This is a genomic window from Burkholderia sp. L-4 (genome assembly GCF_056856535.1).
This window is the reverse complement of sequence record NZ_JBXEOX010000003.1, coordinates 892,538-910,560: the sequence shown is the minus strand read 5'-3', so window position 1 is coordinate 910,560 and position 18,023 is coordinate 892,538. Positions and strand designations below refer to the sequence as shown.

Below are 18,023 nucleotides of genomic sequence, written 5' to 3'. Positions count from 1 at the left end.
GCGCATACGGCGTCGATTCCCGCCGCCGCGCGAGGTGCTTCGCGCGCGGGATGTCGCACGTTGCCGGAATAAACCGGCCCGCGCCGCGGTATGCGGATCAAGTGCCGGACGCATCGACAGGGAGGAGCCATGAGCGACGGGGAGCAGCTACGCGGGGACGTTCCGGACCAGTCATCGTGCGATCGCGGGTCCGCCTCGACGACGAACGACGGGCCACGATCGCCGGCGTTCCGGGACCGCGTGCGCGGTGCCGCGCGAAGGCTGCAGCTCGGGTCCGGCATCATGTTGTGGATCTATATTTCCATTCACATGATCAATCACGCGCTCGGCATCTGGTCGATCGACGTCGCCGAGCGTGGCCTGCATCTGGCGATCGGCGTCTGGCAAAGCCTGCCCGGAACGATCCTGCTGTACGGCGCGGCCGGCCTGCATTTCGCGCTGGCGATCCGCACCATCTACGGCCGCCGGCGCTGGGCGCTGCCGCCCGCCGAATGGCTGCGTCTGTGGGCCGGACTCAGCCTGCCGCTGCTGTTGATCCGTCACGTCGTCGGCACACGCGTCGCGACGTCGTTCTACGGCTTCGAACCGAACTATGCGCGGGTCGTCGTGGCGTTGCTGACGAGCGGCACGCAGGGCTTGCAGATCGCGCTGCTCGCGCCCGGGTGGGTGCACGGCAGCCTCGGGCTATGGTTTCATTTGCGCCGGCGCGCGTTTTTCCATCGCGCGCGGTTCGTGCTGCTGGGCGTGCTCGTCCTGCTGCCCGTGCTGTCGGCGGCCGGATTCGTGCAGATGACGCGCGCGGTCGTGCCGGGCAGTCTCGCCGCGCCGGCCCCCGACGTCGCGTTGGTGGCCCATCGCGCCGCGCTCGACAGCTGGCGGCATCTGCTCGTCGCCGGTTACCTGTCGCTGATCGTCGTTGCGTTCGCCGGCGGGCAGTGGCGAAACCTGTTCGCCGGAGGCGCTTCGCGCGAGCAGCCGTGAAGGGCGGCGTGTGCCCGTGACGCCCTCGCCGGCGAGGCGATCCACGTGTGCCGGCTGAGTCTCACGCGAGAGGGTTCCGGCCGCACATAGTCTACTGACAGGAATTGGCACGAGCTTCGGCGATACTGTGCGCTTTCGTATCCGTTGATCCGCGGCGCACACCGGCGCCCTTCCGTCATGACCACTACTCAGGCTTCCGCCCCGCTGAAAGACTCGTTGGGCGAGCAACAATTCCGAACACTATCCGACCTGCTGCATGCGATCGAACCCGGCTTCGATCGGGCGGCATTTCTGACGACGGCGCTCGACGGCCTCGACGACCTGACGCTGATGGCGCGCGTCAGGCGCGCCAGCGTGGCGATCGATGCGGCGGCGCAAGCATTGCCCGGCGGCTACGACGCCGTGCTGGCGTTGCTGCAGGAGGCGGCGCCACGATTGGGCCGCGGATTCGTGTCGCTCATCGCGCCCGATTATGTCGGGCAGTACGGTCGGCATGCGTTCGACCGTTCGATGGACGCGCTGAAAGGCTTCACGTCGTTCGGTACGTCGGAATTCGCGGTGCGCGAATTCCTGCGCGTCGATACCGCGCGTGCGCTCGCCACCATGGAAGCCTGGTCGCACGACGCGGACGATGCCGTGCGACGGCTGGCCAGCGAGGGAAGCCGCCCGCGCCTGCCGTGGTCGTTCCGCCTGCGCGACATCGAGGCCGACCCGGCGCTCGCGGCGCCGATTCTCGACACGCTGCGCGCGGACCCGAGCGCCTACGTGCGCCGCTCGGTCGCGAATCACCTGAACGACGTGGCGAAGTCGCATCCGGCCTGGGTGCTCGACCGTGCGGAACGCTGGGGCGGTGACCATCCGCATACGCGCTGGATCGTCCGGCATGCGCTGCGCACGCTCGTGAAGCAGGGCGATGCGCGCGCACTCGCGATACTCGGTGCCGAACGCGCGCCGCGGCTTGCCGTCGGCCCGTTCGGCGTGACGCCCGTGCAGGTGGTGCTCGGCGAATCGATTACGCTCGACTGCGAGCTGCATTCCACGGCCGACACCGCGCAGCGGCTCGTCGTCGATTACCGGATCGCGTACGTGAAGCAAAATGGCGAGGCGTCGCCGAAGGTGTTCAAGCTGAAGGGGCTGACGCTCGAGCCCGGCGCGCGCGTCGCGCTGCGGCACAGCCGGGCGATCCGCGATTTCACGACGCGGCGGCACTATGCGGGCCGGCACGAGGTCGAGCTGATCGTCAACGGCCAGGTCGTCGCGCGGTCGTTCTTCGAGCTCGCGATGTGAGGATGGCCGTTCGACATCGCCGACCGGATCGTCGACAATCCTCCGCGTGTACCGCATCCGCGCTTGCCTGGCCGCCGAGAGAATCTCCCATGACCGGAATATCCATCAGGACTGCCCATATCGACGATGCGCAGGCGATCGCCGATTTTCACGTGAAGGTCTGGCGGCATACCTATCGGGACCTCGCGCCGGCGCAGGCCCATGCGATTCTCGACGAGCATTACCGCGGCAAGACATGGCGGGAAAAGCTGATGTCGAACGACGGCCGTCAACGGGTGCTCGTGGCACACGCCGGCGGCAGGATCGTCGGCATCGGGATGGCCGGCGCGCCGTCGGAGCCCGTATTCGGCGGCCGCGGCGAAATCAAGTTCCTGTACGTCGATCCCGAATTCAAGCGCCGCGGCATCGGCCGCCAGCTGCTCGCACGACTCGCGACGCATTTGAGCCGCTTGCATTATCCGGGCGCCGCGTTGAGCGTGGTCAAGGGCAACGATGCCGCGCTCGCCTTCTACGCGGCGCTGGATGGCCGGCTCGCGGGCGAGTACGTCGATGCGGGGCCGGTCTGGCGGTCGCACAACGTCGTCATCGTATGGGACGACCTGGCGCGCCTCGCGTCCTGATCGCACCACGGCCGCCGCGGTACCCGCCGGCGGCACGCGTCACACCAGACGGGCGCGCAGCCACGACGTGAACGCGGTCACGAGCGGCGCCTCGGTCAGCTCGTGACGCGTGACGAGATAGTACGCGTGGCGTGACGGCACGGTCTCGCTGAACGGCCGCACGAGCGTGCCGTCGATCAGGTCGTCGCGCACCGACAGGCTGTCGCCGAGCGCGACGCCTTGCCCGTGTGCCGCGGCTTCGACGCCGATGTGCGCGTTGCCGATCTCGAGGATGCGGATGCCCGGCAGCTTGTCGGCGTTCGCTGCGGCCAGCCAGCGCATCCACGAGCCCGCATGTTCGCAGAACAGCGTGCGCCCGGCGAGATCCTGCACCTTGCGGATCGCATCGCGCCCGTTCATCAGCGCGGGGCTCACGACCGGGAACAGCGCCGGATGCGCGAGCAGCTCGACATGCCGGTTGCGCCAGTTGCCCTCCCCGTAGCGGATGCAGACGTCGACGTCCGGCGAATGGATCTCGCGCTCGTCGTTCGACGGAATCACTTTCAGATGAATGCCCGGGTAGCGCTCGAGAAAATCGCCGATGTGCCGGGCGAGCCAGCGCGACGTCAGCGACAGCGGCGTCGATACGGCGAGATCGCCGACGGCGGCCGGCGATTCGAGCCTGACGGTGGCGTTCGCGATCATGTCGAACGCGGCGCTGACCGGTTTCAGCAGCCCCTCGCCTTCGGGCGTGAGCTTCACGCGCGCCTTCGATCGGACGAACAGCGCGATGCCGAGCGTGCTTTCGAGAATGCGGATCTGGTGGCTGACCGCGCTCGCGGTCACGTGCAGCTCGTCGGCGGCGGCCGCCACGCTGCCGCGCCGGGCAGCGGCCTCGAAGGCGCGAAGCGGATTCAGCGGGGGCAGGCGGTTGCGCATCGGGGGAGCGTCGGCGGCGACGATACTGAGAAAAATTTCATTTAAGCGGATTCAATTTCTCGCTACAACAAAAAAAATTGAATGCCTACAGTGGGAGCCATCCAACCGAGTCGAGGTCGACCGCAATGAGCCTTACCGAACCGATCGAACGCCTGTGGGGCGGCCGTTTCCAGTCCGAACCGTCCGACGCGTTGCAGAACCTGTCGCGTTCCGATCCGAGTTTCTTCCGCCTCGTGCCGTACGACCTGGCCGGCTCGCGCGCGCATGCGCGCGAGTTGAACCGCGCCGGCATCGTGAACGACGACGAACTCGCGCAACTGCTGGCCGCGCTGGACGGCATCGCACGCGATTACGCCGCGGGCGCGATCGCGCCGTCGCTCGCCGACGAGGATGTCCATACGTTTCTCGAACGGGTGCTCACGCAGCGGCTGCCGGCGCTCGGCGGCAAGCTGCGCGCCGGGCGTTCGCGCAACGACCAGGCGGCGAACGACCTGCGCCTGTATCTGCGCGACCACGCACGCCGGCTCGTGCGCGGCGTGCTCGACCTGCAGGATGCGCTGGTCGGCCAGGCGAGCCGGCACGTCGACACCGTGACCGCCGGCTTCACCCATCTGCAGCCCGCGCAGCCGATCGTGTTCGGGCATCAGTTGCTCGCGCACGCGCAGGCGCTGTATCGCGATGCCGACCGCCTGGTCGACTGGGACCGTCGCACTGCGCGTTCGCCGCTCGGCGCCGCTGCGCTCGCCGGCTCGGCGATCTGCGTGCGGCCCGAGCTGTCGGCGCGGGAGCTCGGTTACGACGCACCCTGCGAGAACTCGATCGACGCGGTGGCCGCGCGCGATCACGTCGCCGAATTCGTGTTCGTCACGAGCATGCTGGCCGTGAACCTGTCCCGCCTGTCGGAAGAAGTGATCCTGTGGACGTCGCGGCAATTCCGCTGGGTGGAACTCGACGACAGCTACGCGACCGGCAGCTCGATCATGCCGCAGAAGAAGAACCCCGACATCGCGGAGCTGACGCGCGGCAAGGCGGGGCGCCTGATCGGCAACCTGTCCGGCCTGCTCGCGACGCTGAAATCGCTGCCGCTCGCGTACAACCGCGATCTCGCGGAAGACAAGATCGCCGCGTTCGATTCGATCGATACGCTCGGACTCGTGCTGCCCGCGATGGCGGGGATGATTCGCACGATGCGCGTGAACGTCGACGAGATGCGCCGTCAGGCGCCGCTCGGCTTCACGCTCGCCACCGAGGTCGCGGACTGGCTCGCGCTGACGGGCGTGCCGTTCAGCGAGGCACACGAGATCACCGGCGCGCTCGTGCGCGTGTGCGAGCACGACGGCATCGAACTGGCCGACGCGAGCGCGGAGCAGCTGCAGGCCGTGGATCCGCGCCTCGCGCCGGCGGTGCGCGCGCATCTGACGCTCGACGCGGCCGTGGCGGCGCGCGGCGGCGCGGGCGGCACGTCGCCCGCACGCGTGCGCGAACAGATCGGCCGCCTGAGCGGTGCGATCGAACGCCAGGCCGCGTGGGCGGCCGACTACCGGGGGCCGTCATGCTGAGTGCATCCGATTCGCGGCGCCTCGATGGCGCATCGCCGGTGCCGGCCGGCGCCGCGGCAGACGAGACCGCCGGCCTCGTGCGCGTGCGCCGGCGCTACTGGGGCCGTTATGCCGCCTCGATCGCGATCATCGTCGCGCTCGCCTACGTGGCCGTCGCGTTCGCGCGCGGGCAGATCGAGTGGCGCGTCGTCGGCCAGTTCCTGACCGCGCGCTCGATCTTGACCGGGCTCGGCAACACGATCGTGATGACCGTCCTCGCGATGACGCTCGGCATCGTGCTCGGCGTCGTCACCGCGGTGATGCGGCTGTCGTCGAACCCGGTGCTCGGCGCGATCGCGCAGGGTTACATCTGGCTGTTTCGCGGCACGCCGATCATCCTGCAGCTGCTGCTGTGGTTCAACCTCGCGCTGGTGTTTCCGACCCTCGGCATCCCGGGCATCGCCGAATTCCGGACCGTCGACGTGATGACGCCGTTCCTTGCCGCGCTGCTCGGGCTCGGCATCAACCAGGGCGCGTATACGTCGGAAGTCGTGCGCGCGGGGCTGCTGTCGGTCGATACCGGCCAGTACGAGGCCGCGAAATCGATCGGCATGCCGCACCTGCAGGCGCTGCGCCGCATCATCCTGCCGCAGGCGATGCGCGTGATCGTGCCGCCGATCGGCAACGAGCTGATCGGCATGGTCAAGCTGACCTCGCTCGCGAGCGTCGTCCAGTACGCGGAGATGCTGCACAACGCGCAGAACATCTACTACGCGAACGCCCGCGTGATCGAGCTGCTGATCGTCGCGGGCATCTGGTATCTCGCGGTCGTCACCGTGCTGTCGCTCGCGCAGGCCCGCGTCGAACGGCGCTTCGCGCGCGGCGCGGGCCGTGCGGCAGGCCGCGCATGAGCGACGCGACCGTCAACCATCGGGAGAACGTCATGACGAACGCAGTCGTTCGCGCCGTGGACGTACGCAAGGCGTACGGCGATTTCCAGGCGCTGCACGGTATCACGCTGGACGTCGCGCAGGGCGAAGTGCTGTGCATCATCGGGCCGTCGGGCTCGGGCAAGAGCACGTTCCTGCGCTGCATCAACCAGCTCGAGACGATCAGCGCGGGCGCGCTGTGGGTCAACGGCGAACTGGCCGGCTACCGGCGCACCGGCAACCGGCTCCACGCGCTGTCGGAGCGTCAGGTCGCACGCCAGCGGCTGGCGACGAGCATGGTGTTCCAGCGCTTCAACCTGTTCCCGCACAAGACCGCGCTCGAGAACGTGATCGAGGGCCCCGTGCAGGTGCTCAAGCGCCGCCGCGCGCAAGCCGAGGAGGAGGCGCGCGCGCTGCTGGCGCGCGTCGGGCTCGCGCACAAATGCGACGCGTTTCCGGTCGAGCTGTCGGGCGGCCAGCAGCAACGCGTCGCGATCGCGCGGGCGCTGGCGATGCATCCGCAACTGATCCTGTTCGACGAGCCGACGTCGGCGCTCGATCCCGAACTCGTCGGCGAAGTGCTCGCCGTGATGCGCGATCTCGCGAAGAGCGGCATGACGATGATCGTCGTCACGCACGAGCTCGGCTTCGCGCGCGAGGTGGCCGATCGCGTCGTGTTCATGGACGGCGGCCGGATCGTCGAGAGCGGGCCGCCGGAACAGGTGCTGTCCGCGCCGTCGCATGCGCGCACGCGCGACTTCATCTCGGCCGTGATCGCATGAGCGGGCCGGGCCGCCCGGCCCGCCGCACCCGAGCGAGCCGGCACGCAGACCGGCGCAGCACTTCACTACTCACCATGACAAGGCGACATCCCATGAAAGCATCCGTCCTGACCCGCACGCTGGCCGCTGTCGCGTTCGGCGCACTCGCGCTGCATGCGTCCCACGTAACCGCGCAGGCCGCCGGCGCGAAGCGCACGCTGAACGTCGCGATCGTGCCGAACTATCCGCCGTTCGAATACAAGGATCCGGCCACCGACAAGCTGGCGGGCTTCGACGTCGATCTCGGCGAAGCGCTCGCCGCGAAGATGGGCGCGAAGCTGAACTGGGTCGAGACGAGCTTCGACCAGATGATGAGCGCGGTCGCGACACAACGCGTCGACATGATCCTCTCCGGCATGACCGACCTGCCGACGCGCCGCGACGCGGTGACGTTCGTCGACTACATCGAGACGGGGCCGCAGTTCTACACGCTGAAGACACGCGCCGGCGAGTTCGCGCAGATGAGCGCGCTGTGCGGCAAACGCGTGGGGTCGAGCCGGCGCACGTCGTTCCCGGACAACACGACCGCATGGAGCGCGGAGAACTGCGTGAAGGCCGGCAAGCCGGCGATCGTCGTGGTCGGCACCGACGGCTCGTCGGACGCACGCATGCAGCTGCGCCAGAACCGTATCGACGCGGCCGTGCAGGGCGGCGAGACGCTGCCGTACCAGAACAGCCTCGAGCAGAACGCGTACGCGCCGGTCGGCAAGCCGTTCCTGTCGCAGTACACGGGCATTGGCGTCGCGAAGGGCAATACCGCGCTGAGCGGCGCGCTGAGCACGGCGCTCAACCAGATGATCGCGGACGGGTCGTACCACAAGCTGCTCGCGAAGTGGGGGCTGCAGGAACACGCGGTGGCGAAGGCGATGATCAACGGCACGCACTGAGCGCGCGATGACGGATCTGGCTCCCCGCTGGCCGGACGCGAAGCGTGCATGCGTCGCGCTCGCGTTCGATCTCGACGGTCCGACCGGCGACGCGATGCTCAACGGGTCGATCTGGCGCAACCCCGCGTATTTCACGCTCGGCAGTTACGGGCCGTGGCGCGCGCTCGGCCGGCTGCTCGACGTGCTGGCGTCGTTCGAGGTGCCCGCAACCTTCTTCGTGCCCGCCTGGGTCGCGCGGACGTGGCCGGATCGATGCGCGGCGATCGTCGAGCGCGGCCACGAGATCGGTTATCACGGCTACCGGCACGAAGCCTTCTGGACACTCGAACCCGATCGGCAGCGCGAGATCATGGCGCAGTCGGCCGAGATCCTCGTTCGGATGCTCGGCGTGCGGCCGGTCGGATTCCGCACGCCGTCCGGCGACTGGAGCGCGGCGACGGTGGACGTGCTGCGCGAGGCCGGTGTGCGCTATTCCAGCTCGATGCGCGGCGACGACCGGCCGTATCTTCTGCACGGCGCGGACGGCGAGCCGCCGCTCGTCGAGATACCGGGCCGCTGGGAAACCGACGACTACGCGTCGCTCGCGTACCACCGCAACCCCGACTATCCGGCCGGGCTCGATCGGATCGCCGGCTATGACGCGACGCTCGACAACTGGATGCGCGAGTTCGACGGCGTCTACCGGGAAGGGCTGTGCCTGACGACGCTGCTGCACCCGAAAGTGTGCGGCAAGCCAGGGCGCATCGCGCTGCTCGAAGCGTGGCTCGGCCATATGCGCGCGCGCGACGGCGTATGGTTCGCGCGTTGTCGCGAAGTGGCCGATTGGTGGCTCGCGCAGCATGCGCGAGAGGCGCAAACGCAACGGAGCGGCCGATGACGACCCTTCCTGCGTGGCCGGGCGGCGCGCGCTGCGCGGTCGCGATCACGGTCGATTTCAACGACATTCACGGTATCCAGGCACGCGAGCCGCGTATCGCCGGTCGCGAGAAATCGCTGTCGGTGTGGCGTTACGGCGCGACGCGCGGCGTCGAGCGGTTGCTCGACACCTTCGATGCGTTCGGCGTACCCGCGAGCTGGTTCGTCCCGGGCATCGTCGCCGAGACCCACGCGGCAGCGGTGCGCGAGATCGGCGCGGCGGGCCACGAACTCGGCGTGAGCGGGTATCGCTGCGAAGACTTCGATGCGCTGCCGCTCGCCGCGCAGATCGATGCCTGCCGTGCCGGGCGCGCGGCGCTCGCGGATGCGACCGGCCGCGACGCGGAAGGGTTTCGCTCGTTCACCGGCAACTGGGCCGGCGGCTTCGCGGACTGGCTCGTGGCGGAAGGTTTCACGTGGTCGTCGTCATGGCGCGGCGACGATCTGCCGTACGTGCATCCGCGCGGCGACGGCGGCGCACACGGCGCGCGGCTCGTCGAGCTGCCGCTGCACTACGAGCTTGAAGACGAGCCGTACTTCGAGTTCAACCTGTCGCCGCCGGTGCCGGCCGGCCAGCCGCGCATCGCGGCGTATCGCGACGTGCTCGACAACTGGCGGCGCGATGTCGACGGGTTTCGGCGGTTCGGGCTGTGCTGCGTGGTGCGTCTGCATCCGGAGATCATCGGCACGGCGGGGCGTATCGACCTGCTGCGCGCATTGCTCGCGCACCTGCGCGATGCGGGCGACGCGTGGTTCGCGACCGGGCGCGACATCGCACGCTGGTGGCGTGCGCAGGCGCCCGTCAATCCGCCGGGCCATCCGGTCGACGTATTCGCGCACTGCGTGGCAGACGCGTCCGCGCGATGACGGCGGCGCCGGAAACGCGCGCTACCCGGCTGGCGGCATTCGTCGCGCAAACGGCCGCCGAGGCATTGCCGGATGACGTCGTCGCGAAGGCGCGGCGTCATGTGCTCGACACGCTCGGCGCGGCGCTGGCAGGCACGTGTGCCGCCGAGACGCGCAGCGCCCGCGCGCTGACGGGCACGGTCGCGCAGGGCGGCGCGACGCTGTGGGGCACGCGGCACGCCGCGGGCGCGCGCGATGCGGCGTTCGTGAACGGCATTGCCGCGCACGCGCTCGAACTCGACGATTCCGGCGGCTGCGATCATTCGGGCGCGGTGGTGTTGCCGGCCGTGCTGGCCGCGCTGTCGTGCGCGGGCCGCCCGGTGACGGGGCGCGAATGCGTGATGGCGATCGTGCTCGGCTACGACGTCGGCCGGCGCGTGCTCGAAGCGGCGGGCGGCTACGCGGCGCACAACGGGGCGGGCTGGCACTCGACGCTCAGTTGCGGCGTGTTCGGCGCCGCGGCCGCGAGCGCGCGCGTGCTCGGGCTCGACGCCGCGCGCACGCGCGACGCGCTCGGCCATGCGGCGAGTTTCGCGGGCGGCCTGTGGGGTTTCATCCACGACGGTTCGCAGACGAAGCGGCTGCACGCCGGGCGGGCGGCGGAGGGCGGCGTGCTCGCGGCGCTGCTCGCGCGCGAAGGCGTGAGCGGCCCCGCGCGGGTGTTCGACGACGTATGGGGCGGTTTCTTCAGCACGTTCGCCGCGCAGTCGCATGCGCCCGATGCACTGACCGACGGCCTCGGCACTCACTGGAAGCTGATGCGCTGTTCGATCAAGCCGCACGCATCGTGCCGCAGCGCGCATGCGGCTGTCGACGCGGCGCTGCAGCTCGCGAACGGCCGCAGGTTCGATGCGGGCGACATCGAGCGGGTGGTCGTGCGCGCGAGCGCGTTCGTCATGCGCATGTGCGGCGGTTGCGATCTGACGACGCTGTCGTCCGCGCAGATGAGCCTGCCGTATGCGGTGGCGGCGGCGCTTGCATTCGGGGACACGGGAATCGGCGTGTATCGCGCGGCGCAGCGCAGCGATCCGCGCGTGACCGCGCTGCTGGCGCGCATCGCGCTCGAGGTCGACCCGGCGCTCGGCGATCTCGACGAGCCGACGGTGATCCTGCATGGCACGGACGGGCGGCAGGCATCGTGCCATGTGCCGATCGCGCTCGGCGATCCGCGCAATCCGCTGCCGGACGCGGCCTTGCTCGCGAAATATCGCACGCTGGCGGGCATGGCGTTCGACCGGCCGCAGGTCGATGCGCTGGGCGACGCCTGCCTGGCGCTGGATCGGCTGGAGGACGCGCGCGTGATGAACGAATGGCTGGCTGTGAAGCTTCGATAGGTTGGTTCGATGGTTCGTCCGGACGGGGTCCGGGCGACTGGAGGTCGCCAAACCCCCGATCTTCCAGGAACCCGGCCGGATGAACATCCACAAGAATGTCCGACGCGCTTTCGCGCGTCGATTTGAGCTGGTTCGAGAGATCACCGGATCCGGTTCGAGCGTGCCGCACGCGGCACGTCAATCGTTGCCCAACCGGATCCGCTGGGCGAGCAGATCGACGAAGGCGACGACCTTGGGTGAAAGATGGCGCCTCGTCGGGTAGAGCGCATAGACCGGAATGTCTTCCCAGGACCAGTCGACGAGCAGGTGCCGCAAGCGCTTCCCGTCGAGATCGTCGGTGCACAAGGCCTTGGGTAACCATGCGATTCCCACGCCGGCGAGAGCGGCCACTCGAACCATCTCGATGTCGTTGGCCATCAGTCGTGGCGTAATGCGGACTTCGGTACGTTTGCTTCCTGATTCCAAAGGCCAGACGCGCGACGTCGCTTTACCGCCAAGGGCGATGCATGCGTGGTTCGTCAGTTCGGCAGGTGTCTTCGGGACGCCATGGCGTTCGCAGTATTCGGGCGTCGCCACCAGCATGAACTGTGCTGTTCCGAGCTTGCGTGCGACGAGCGACGAATCGACGAGTGCGCCCGCCCGAATCGCGACGTCGAAGCGCTCGTCGACAAGATCGACAAGGCGATCTGAGTTCACCAACTCGATCGCGACGTCGGGATGGCGAGCGAGGTATTCGGCAATGATCGGTCTGAGTGGGCTGAAAGACATCGGCGCCGCGACTCGCAGCACGCCACGGGGCGTCCCACGCATTCCCGCCACTGCGCTCTCCGCCTCTTCGATGTCGCTCATGGCGGGGCCGACGCGTTCGAACAGGACGCGGCCGGCCTCGGTGAGGCTGAGCTTGCGTGTCGTGCGCTGAATGAGCCGCTCGCCGATCCGGTCTTCCAGGTCGGAGATTTTTCGGCTTACCGTGGACTTCGGCAGGTTCAGGCGTCGCGCTGCCTCACTCAGGCTTCCCGCCTGAATGACCCGGATGAAGATCAGGAATTGGTTGAGATCGATTGTTCCACTCATGGAACGATGATAATAAAAATGCCCGTCTTGTTCAACGAAAGGCTCGGACGTATCTTCTGCGGACTGGGAAAACTTCCCGAATCGGATAGCTAAGGAGAAACCGTCATGCCCGATACTTCGCAGATGCTCACGACGCTGGCCCAGGGCCTCAGCACCCCGGTCCGCGCACCGATCCTCCACACGCCGGACGAGTATGGAATGGCGTACGAGGACATCACGTTCCCGTCCCTGGACGGCACTCCGCTGGAGGCGTGGTGGATTCCCCGAGCGGGCTCGAACAAGCTGGTGATCGCCAACCACCCGATGCCGATGAACCGCTACGGCTTCCCCTCGCACCTGCCGCGGTGGCAGTTCGTTCCGGGCAATGACATCGAGGTCAACTACATGCGGGAATATCAGCACCTGCATGAGGCTGGCTACAACGTGCTGACCTACGACGCGCGCAACCACGGCCAGAGCGGCGCGGCCAACGGCAACATCTTCACGTGGGGCCTGTTCGAATCCCGCGACGTCGCCGGTTCGCTGAAGTACGTCAAGTCCCGCCCCGATACCCGTGGCATGAAGCTGGGCCTGCTCAGCCGCTGCATGGGTGCGAACGCGACCTTCGTCGCGAAGACGCGATATCCGGAGTTCTTTGCCGACGTACAGGCGCTTGTTGCCGTGCAGCCGATCTCGATGCGAGCCATGGTCGAGCGCAACCTGGAGTACATGGGGCTTGCGGACCAGTTCGATGCGATCGACCGAGAGGTGCAGCTGATTACCAGCTTCAGGATCGACCAGGTGTCGCCGCTGGAATACGCGAAGAACTGGCAGGCGCCGGCCTTCCTGCTGCAGGTGCGTGACGACGCGCTGACCAAGTCCAGCGACGTGCAGTCGATCTTCGACAACATTCCCGTTGCCGACAAGCAGCTGTTCTGGCTCGAAGGCAGCACCCGGCGCTGGGATGGCTACAACTACTTCTCCGAACACCCGGAGCAGTTGATCGCATGGTTCGACAAGCATGTGAAGTGAGTCCGTTTCACTCCGATCACGCTACGTGAACGCACCACACCGCTACGACTGGGTGCGAGACGAGCGCTGAGGATCCTGCTCCCCGAGCGATGTCCTCGGCTCCTTGGTATCAGCGGCAATCTGCAGAAAACGCAGGAGAATGACCATGTCGGAAAAAACCATTGTCGTGTTTGGCGCGACGGGGCGACAGGGGCAAGGCGTGGTGAATGCGCTGCTCGATCAAGGCGGTTATACCGTCCGGGCGATCAGTCGAGATGTCGGCTCGGATCAGGCCAAACGGCTCGCCGCTCGAGGCGTCGAAGTGGTTGCCGCAGATCTGAACAGGGTAGACACATTGGCGCCCGCGCTCAGCGGAGCCCATGGGGTGTTCCTGGTCACGAATTTCTGGGATCCCGCAACAGGGACGAGCGAATACGATCAGGTAAGGCATGTGGTCGGCGCCGCAAAATCTGCCGGCGTGACTCACATGGTCTGGTCGACGCTACCCGACGCTCACGAAATTTCAGGCGGTCGGTATGAGGTTTCGCACTTCACCCACAAAGCTCGGGCCAACGCCGTGATCGCCGACGCGGGCTTTCCCGATTACAGCTTCGTCGAAGCGCCGTTCTTCTTTCAGAATTTCCTTGGCCAGATGGCGCCGCAACCCACCGGGAACGGGAATCAAAAGGCCTGGGCGGTTCCGATGGATATCAACAGCAAGAGCGTCCATGCCGGCGACATCCACGAACTGGGGAAGTTGGTCAAGGAAGTCTTCGACCATCCGGAGATAGCCGGTCAGGGGCAGATTCTGTCGTTGTGCGCCGACGCTTACAGCTGGCAGGCGTTCGCGGATATCCTGAATGCGCAGGGCCACAACGTGGTGGTGAACCAGGTGCCGGGCAAGGCCTACGAAATGTTCTATCCCGGCGCGGACGAAGTCTGCGCGATAATGGGTTACTTCGAAGACTACAGTTACTTCGGCCCTGACGCGGACGCCAAGAGGGCGCGCGCAGATGCGCTGGTCAACGGGCAGATCACCGGCTTTGCGGAGTGGGCCAAGGTCAACATGCCGGCTTGATCAGCGTGGCAAGAAGTTAGGATGCCGATTCGATATCGTCATGGACGCGGATGATAGGCGGGACCCCAACCGGGTATTGCGCGACGCGCGGGTTGGTCAGCCACTATTCGCTCACTTTCGCACGAGCGGCAAGTCGAAAGAAGACGTGAAAACAAGGATGAATGCCATGACAACAAGCACGACGGGAAGCGAAAACGCCCAGTTTCCGCTCAAGCATGAGCAGCGTTCACGTGGTATCGTCCGCCGCGCGCGCGGGTTGGGCAACGGGTCGATTACGCGGCTGGTGAGTCCCTCTGACCTGGGTCGGTTGATCAAGCCGTTCGTGTTCCTTGATCTCTTCGAGTCCAATGGCAGTCACGCCCGACCGCTTGAATTCGGCTGGCATCCGCACTCCGGCATCGCCACGGTAACGGTCGTCCTTGACGGCGCGGTCCAATATGCGGAAACGACGGGCAACGCCGGGGTGCTGCCCGCGGGTGGGGTGGAATGGATGCAGGCGGGCGGCGGTGTGTGGCACACGGGCACCTTTGACACGGCACCCCTGCGGGGCTTTCAGCTCTGGGTCGCGCTCCCGCCAGATCTGGAGAATGCACCGACCAGGAGCCAATATGTGATGCCGGAGCAGGTTCCGGGCGCGGGCCCCGTGCGCGTGATCCTGGGCACGTACGATGGCATGACGAGCCCTGTCGATGCACCGCCGATGACCTACCTCGTGGTCACGCTGAAGGATGGCGAGCATTGGGCGTTTGTTCCTCCTCCGGGGCAGGACGTCGCGTGGGTTTCCGTGATGGATGGCGCACTGCGTGCGTCATCCCGCATCACGCGTGGAGAGGTCGCGATCTTCGAGCGCGCCGAGACGGCGATCGAACTGGTCGCCGAGGGCGACACGCGCTTCGTGCTGGGTTCCGCCACTCAGCATCCCTACGAACTCGTGCTCGGCCACTACTCCGTGCACACCAGTGTCGACGCGCTTCAGCGCGGAGAGGCCGAGATTCGCCGCATCGGACGTCAACTTCGTGCCGAGGGCAAGCAGAGCGGTGCGCTCCAGTCGATCTGACGCCGGGATTGGAACGCCCGCACCGGGCTGGCCTGAAGGCCGGCCGGAATCGACAGACTCGCTCATACCCGGAATCGAGCCGGCGCAGCAGCGTGTCGAGGCGATCGAGCGACTGTACATTGATCGCGATACAGCCGAACTCGTCAACCGCGCGGTTGCTGCGCACCATGCGAGACGATCGGGTCGACGCCGAGTGTGACCGCTCGCCCGTGTCGATGTCTGCCGTCGATGGCGTCGATCGACAAACACGGCGGCCGCGCCTGACGCATGGCCGCCCGATGGCATGCCCGCGGATGCCCGTACAATTCGGGCCGCGTTCTTCACCGACCCCGCAGCGGTAAATCCTTCCCTGAACCGAAGGTCGCGTTTATGATCCGCCATGCAAGCGGTGGTCGCTGGAATCGCCTGATTGGTCGCACGACCAGTCCGTTCCTTCGGGCACCGCTTTCCTTTTGTGCCCGACCTTCACGCGAATTCACGCAGACCCCGTGTAACGTGTGATCTCGTCACCGCCGAACCGAAAGCGATCTGTAAATAACAATGCTGCCGACAAGCTACAACGCGTTGCTCGTTCTTCTTTCGCTCCTGATCGCCATATTGGCGTCCTACACCGTGCTGGACATGGCCGGGCGCATCAAGACCGCCCAGGGGCGCGCCGCACATTGGTGGCTGGTCGGCGCGGCTTGCGTGATGGGCACGGGCATCTGGTCGATGCATTTCGTCGGCATGCTTGCTTTCGCGTTGCCGATTCCGGTCGGATACGATCCGGCCATCACGTTGCTGTCGCTGCTGATCGCCATCGCCTGCTCCACGTGCGCACTGTGGCTCGTCTGTCGGGATACGCTGAAGTGGCACCGGCTGTGCGGCGGGGCCGTGTTGATGGGGGCCGGCGTCGCGGGAATGCATTACACGGGCATGGCCTCCATGCACATGTCGCCGGGCATCCGGTACGACCTGCTGCTCGTTTGCCTGTCGGTCGCGATCGCCGTGGTCGCGTCGGGCGCCGTGCTGTGGATCGTGTTCATCCGGCGTGCGAACTCGTCCCGCGTGCGCCTGCTCAACCTGGGGTCCGCCGTGCTGATGGGGGCCGCCATCGCCGGCATGCACTATACCGGGATGGCCGCCGCCCGGTTCCCGCTGGGCAGCATCTGCGGCGCAGCCGGCTCGCGCATGGACGCTGGCTGGCTCGCACTGGTCATCATCGTCGCCACGTTGGCCATCCTCGCCATCGCGCTGGTCGTTTCCATCCTCGATCTGCGTCTGGAGTCCCGCACGGCAGTGCTGGCGACGTCGCTGGCCGAAGCCAACCAGGAATTGACGTATCTGGCGTTGCACGACAACCTCACCAAGCTCCCCAATCGCGTGCTGCTCGAAGACCGGATCGATCAGGCGATCCAGGGCACCGACCGCGAGAAAGGATGTTTCGCGCTGATGTTCATGGATCTCGACGGATTCAAGGCGGTCAACGACGCGTATGGCCATCATGTCGGCGATCTGCTGCTGGTCGACGTGGCGCAGCGCATCGGCGCGAACCTGCGCACGCAGGACACGATCGCCCGTCTGGGGGGCGACGAGTTCGTGCTGGTCGTGTCCGTCGACGAACCCGCGGACGCGGCCGGCGTGGCGGACAAGGTACTGGCGGTGATTCGACAACCGTTCCGCGTGGCCGAGCACGAATTGCGCGTGTCGGCCAGCATCGGAATCGCGCTCTATCCCGGCAACGGCAGCCATTTCCGGGACCTGATGACCAATGCCGATGCAGCGATGTATCACGCGAAGGCGCTCGGCCGAAACGCGTACTGCTTCTTCGAGGCATCGATGAACGCGAATGTCCGCGAGCACCTGAAGATCGTGCAGGAACTCCGCCTGGCGCTGGAGCGGCGTGAACTGGTCCTGCATTACCAGCCGAAGTTCGAAGTGCCGCATGGACCGATCATCGGCGTCGAGGCGCTGTTGCGGTGGATGCACCCGACGCGCGGCCTCATTTCACCCGATCAGTTCATCTCGATCGCGGAAAAGACCGGGTTGATCGTCCCGATCGGCGAGTGGGTACTGGACGAGGCCTGCCGGCAGATGCGCGCGTGGTGCGATGCCGGTCGAACCGACTGGACGATGGCCGTCAACCTGTCGCCGTTGCAATTCGGTCACGCGAGCCTGGTCCAGGTCGTGCAGGCCGCATTGCAGCGGCACGCGCTGGAACCGCGCTGCCTGACGCTGGAAATCACCGAATCGACTGCGATGCGCGATGCCGATGCCAGCTTGAGAATCCTCGAGCAGCTGCACGACATGGGCGTGCGTATTTCCATCGACGACTTCGGAACGGGTTATTCGAGCCTGCTCTATCTGAAACGCCTGCCGGCCAGCGAGCTCAAGATCGACCGCGGGTTCATCCGCGATCTCGAACACGACACCGAGGATGCCGCGATCATTTCCGCGATCGTCGCGCTCGGCCGGGCACTCGACCTGAAGATCGTCGCGGAGGGCGTTGAAACGACGGCGCAGCAGCAGTTCCTGACCACGCTCGGCTGCAATTCGCTGCAAGGTTTCCTGCTCGGGCGTCCGATGCCGGCGGAGCATTTCATCGACATGACCGCGCAAGGCAATGCGATCGGGAGCGCTTGATCCCGTCGTCATGATTCGGTTGTGAAATCCGATGGGCGACAAGCCGACGGCCGGCGCGCGACCGCC

The 18,023-nt window shown here is 66.9% G+C and carries 16 protein-coding genes; 14 read left to right on the top strand and 2 right to left on the bottom strand.

Going from position 1 to position 18,023, the window contains the following annotated elements; translation table 11 throughout:
* The first annotated feature begins 282 nt into the window (after positions 1–282).
* From AC1VVG_RS34575 to AC1VVG_RS34565, 3 genes are all read left to right on the top strand, one after another.
* Entirely contained in the window at positions 283–981 is a 699-nt protein-coding gene (locus tag AC1VVG_RS34575; protein ID WP_482837608.1) for a hypothetical protein, read from the top strand.
* A 177-nt stretch (positions 982–1,158) separates the two neighbouring features.
* Positions 1,159–2,268 carry a DNA alkylation repair protein gene (locus tag AC1VVG_RS34570; RefSeq protein ID WP_482837607.1) on the top strand — a complete coding sequence of 370 codons (1,110 nt, stop codon included), beginning with the start codon at positions 1,159–1,161 and terminating at the stop codon, positions 2,266–2,268.
* An 89-nt stretch (positions 2,269–2,357) separates the two neighbouring features.
* Positions 2,358–2,888, top strand: coding sequence for a GNAT family N-acetyltransferase (locus tag AC1VVG_RS34565; protein ID WP_059557932.1), 531 nt, complete (start codon positions 2,358–2,360; stop codon positions 2,886–2,888).
* Positions 2,889–2,927: 39 nt separating this feature from the next.
* Here the strand turns inward: AC1VVG_RS34565 and AC1VVG_RS34560 are convergent, their stop codons facing one another.
* Positions 2,928–3,806 (bottom strand): LysR substrate-binding domain-containing protein, encoded by an 879-nt coding sequence (locus tag AC1VVG_RS34560; protein ID WP_059557930.1) that lies wholly within the window; start codon positions 3,804–3,806, stop codon positions 2,928–2,930.
* A gap of 125 nt (positions 3,807–3,931) precedes the next feature.
* Between AC1VVG_RS34560 and argH the strand changes: the two genes are divergently transcribed.
* The 7 genes from argH to AC1VVG_RS34525 all read left to right on the top strand — a co-directional run bounded on the left by argH (position 3,932) and on the right by AC1VVG_RS34525 (position 11,136).
* On the top strand, positions 3,932–5,365 hold the full coding sequence (gene argH / locus AC1VVG_RS34555) for an argininosuccinate lyase (protein ID WP_034190950.1): 1,434 nt from the start codon (positions 3,932–3,934) through the stop codon (positions 5,363–5,365).
* The gene (locus tag AC1VVG_RS34550) at positions 5,359–6,255 is read left to right on the top strand and encodes an amino acid ABC transporter permease (protein ID WP_082744696.1); all 897 of its coding nucleotides are present in this window, start codon (positions 5,359–5,361) and stop codon (positions 6,253–6,255) included. The genes argH and AC1VVG_RS34550 overlap by 7 nt, the downstream gene beginning before the upstream one ends.
* Positions 6,252–7,055, top strand: a complete 804-nt coding sequence (locus AC1VVG_RS34545; RefSeq protein ID WP_080287970.1) for an amino acid ABC transporter ATP-binding protein — start codon at positions 6,252–6,254, stop codon at positions 7,053–7,055. The genes AC1VVG_RS34550 and AC1VVG_RS34545 overlap by 4 nt, the downstream gene beginning before the upstream one ends.
* A gap of 92 nt (positions 7,056–7,147) precedes the next feature.
* Entirely contained in the window at positions 7,148–7,981 is an 834-nt protein-coding gene (locus AC1VVG_RS34540) for an ABC transporter substrate-binding protein (RefSeq protein ID WP_482837606.1), read from the top strand.
* A gap of 7 nt (positions 7,982–7,988) precedes the next feature.
* Positions 7,989–8,858, top strand: coding sequence for a polysaccharide deacetylase family protein (locus AC1VVG_RS34535; RefSeq protein ID WP_175027290.1), 870 nt, complete (start codon positions 7,989–7,991; stop codon positions 8,856–8,858).
* Complete coding sequence (locus AC1VVG_RS34530) at positions 8,855–9,763, top strand: polysaccharide deacetylase family protein (protein ID WP_124609304.1); 909 nt, start codon at positions 8,855–8,857, stop codon at positions 9,761–9,763. Before AC1VVG_RS34535 ends, AC1VVG_RS34530 begins: the two co-directional genes overlap by 4 nt.
* Positions 9,760–11,136, top strand: a complete 1,377-nt coding sequence (locus AC1VVG_RS34525; protein WP_482837605.1) for an MmgE/PrpD family protein — start codon at positions 9,760–9,762, stop codon at positions 11,134–11,136. The genes AC1VVG_RS34530 and AC1VVG_RS34525 overlap by 4 nt, the downstream gene beginning before the upstream one ends.
* A 177-nt stretch (positions 11,137–11,313) precedes the next feature.
* Here the strand turns inward: AC1VVG_RS34525 and AC1VVG_RS34520 are convergent, their stop codons facing one another.
* Positions 11,314–12,210, bottom strand: coding sequence for a LysR family transcriptional regulator (locus AC1VVG_RS34520; protein ID WP_124609306.1), 897 nt, complete (start codon positions 12,208–12,210; stop codon positions 11,314–11,316).
* 105 nt (positions 12,211–12,315) lie between these two features.
* Here AC1VVG_RS34520 and AC1VVG_RS34515 point away from each other — a divergent pair, with 105 nt between their 5' ends.
* The 4 genes from AC1VVG_RS34515 to AC1VVG_RS34500 all read left to right on the top strand — a co-directional run bounded on the left by AC1VVG_RS34515 (position 12,316) and on the right by AC1VVG_RS34500 (position 17,957).
* Positions 12,316–13,221: an alpha/beta hydrolase family protein gene (locus AC1VVG_RS34515; RefSeq protein ID WP_482837604.1), complete on the top strand. Its 906-nt coding sequence runs from the start codon at positions 12,316–12,318 to the stop codon at positions 13,219–13,221.
* A gap of 145 nt (positions 13,222–13,366) precedes the next feature.
* A complete protein-coding gene (locus AC1VVG_RS34510) occupies positions 13,367–14,278 on the top strand; it encodes an NmrA/HSCARG family protein (protein WP_482837603.1) in 912 nt (303 codons plus the stop codon).
* A 40-nt stretch (positions 14,279–14,318) separates the two neighbouring features.
* Positions 14,319–15,335 (top strand): pirin family protein, encoded by a 1,017-nt coding sequence (locus AC1VVG_RS34505; RefSeq protein WP_226104031.1) that lies wholly within the window; start codon positions 14,319–14,321, stop codon positions 15,333–15,335.
* 540 nt (positions 15,336–15,875) lie between these two features.
* Positions 15,876–17,957 (top strand): putative bifunctional diguanylate cyclase/phosphodiesterase, encoded by a 2,082-nt coding sequence (locus tag AC1VVG_RS34500; protein ID WP_034190957.1) that lies wholly within the window; start codon positions 15,876–15,878, stop codon positions 17,955–17,957.
* Positions 17,958–18,023 lie beyond the last annotated feature (66 nt).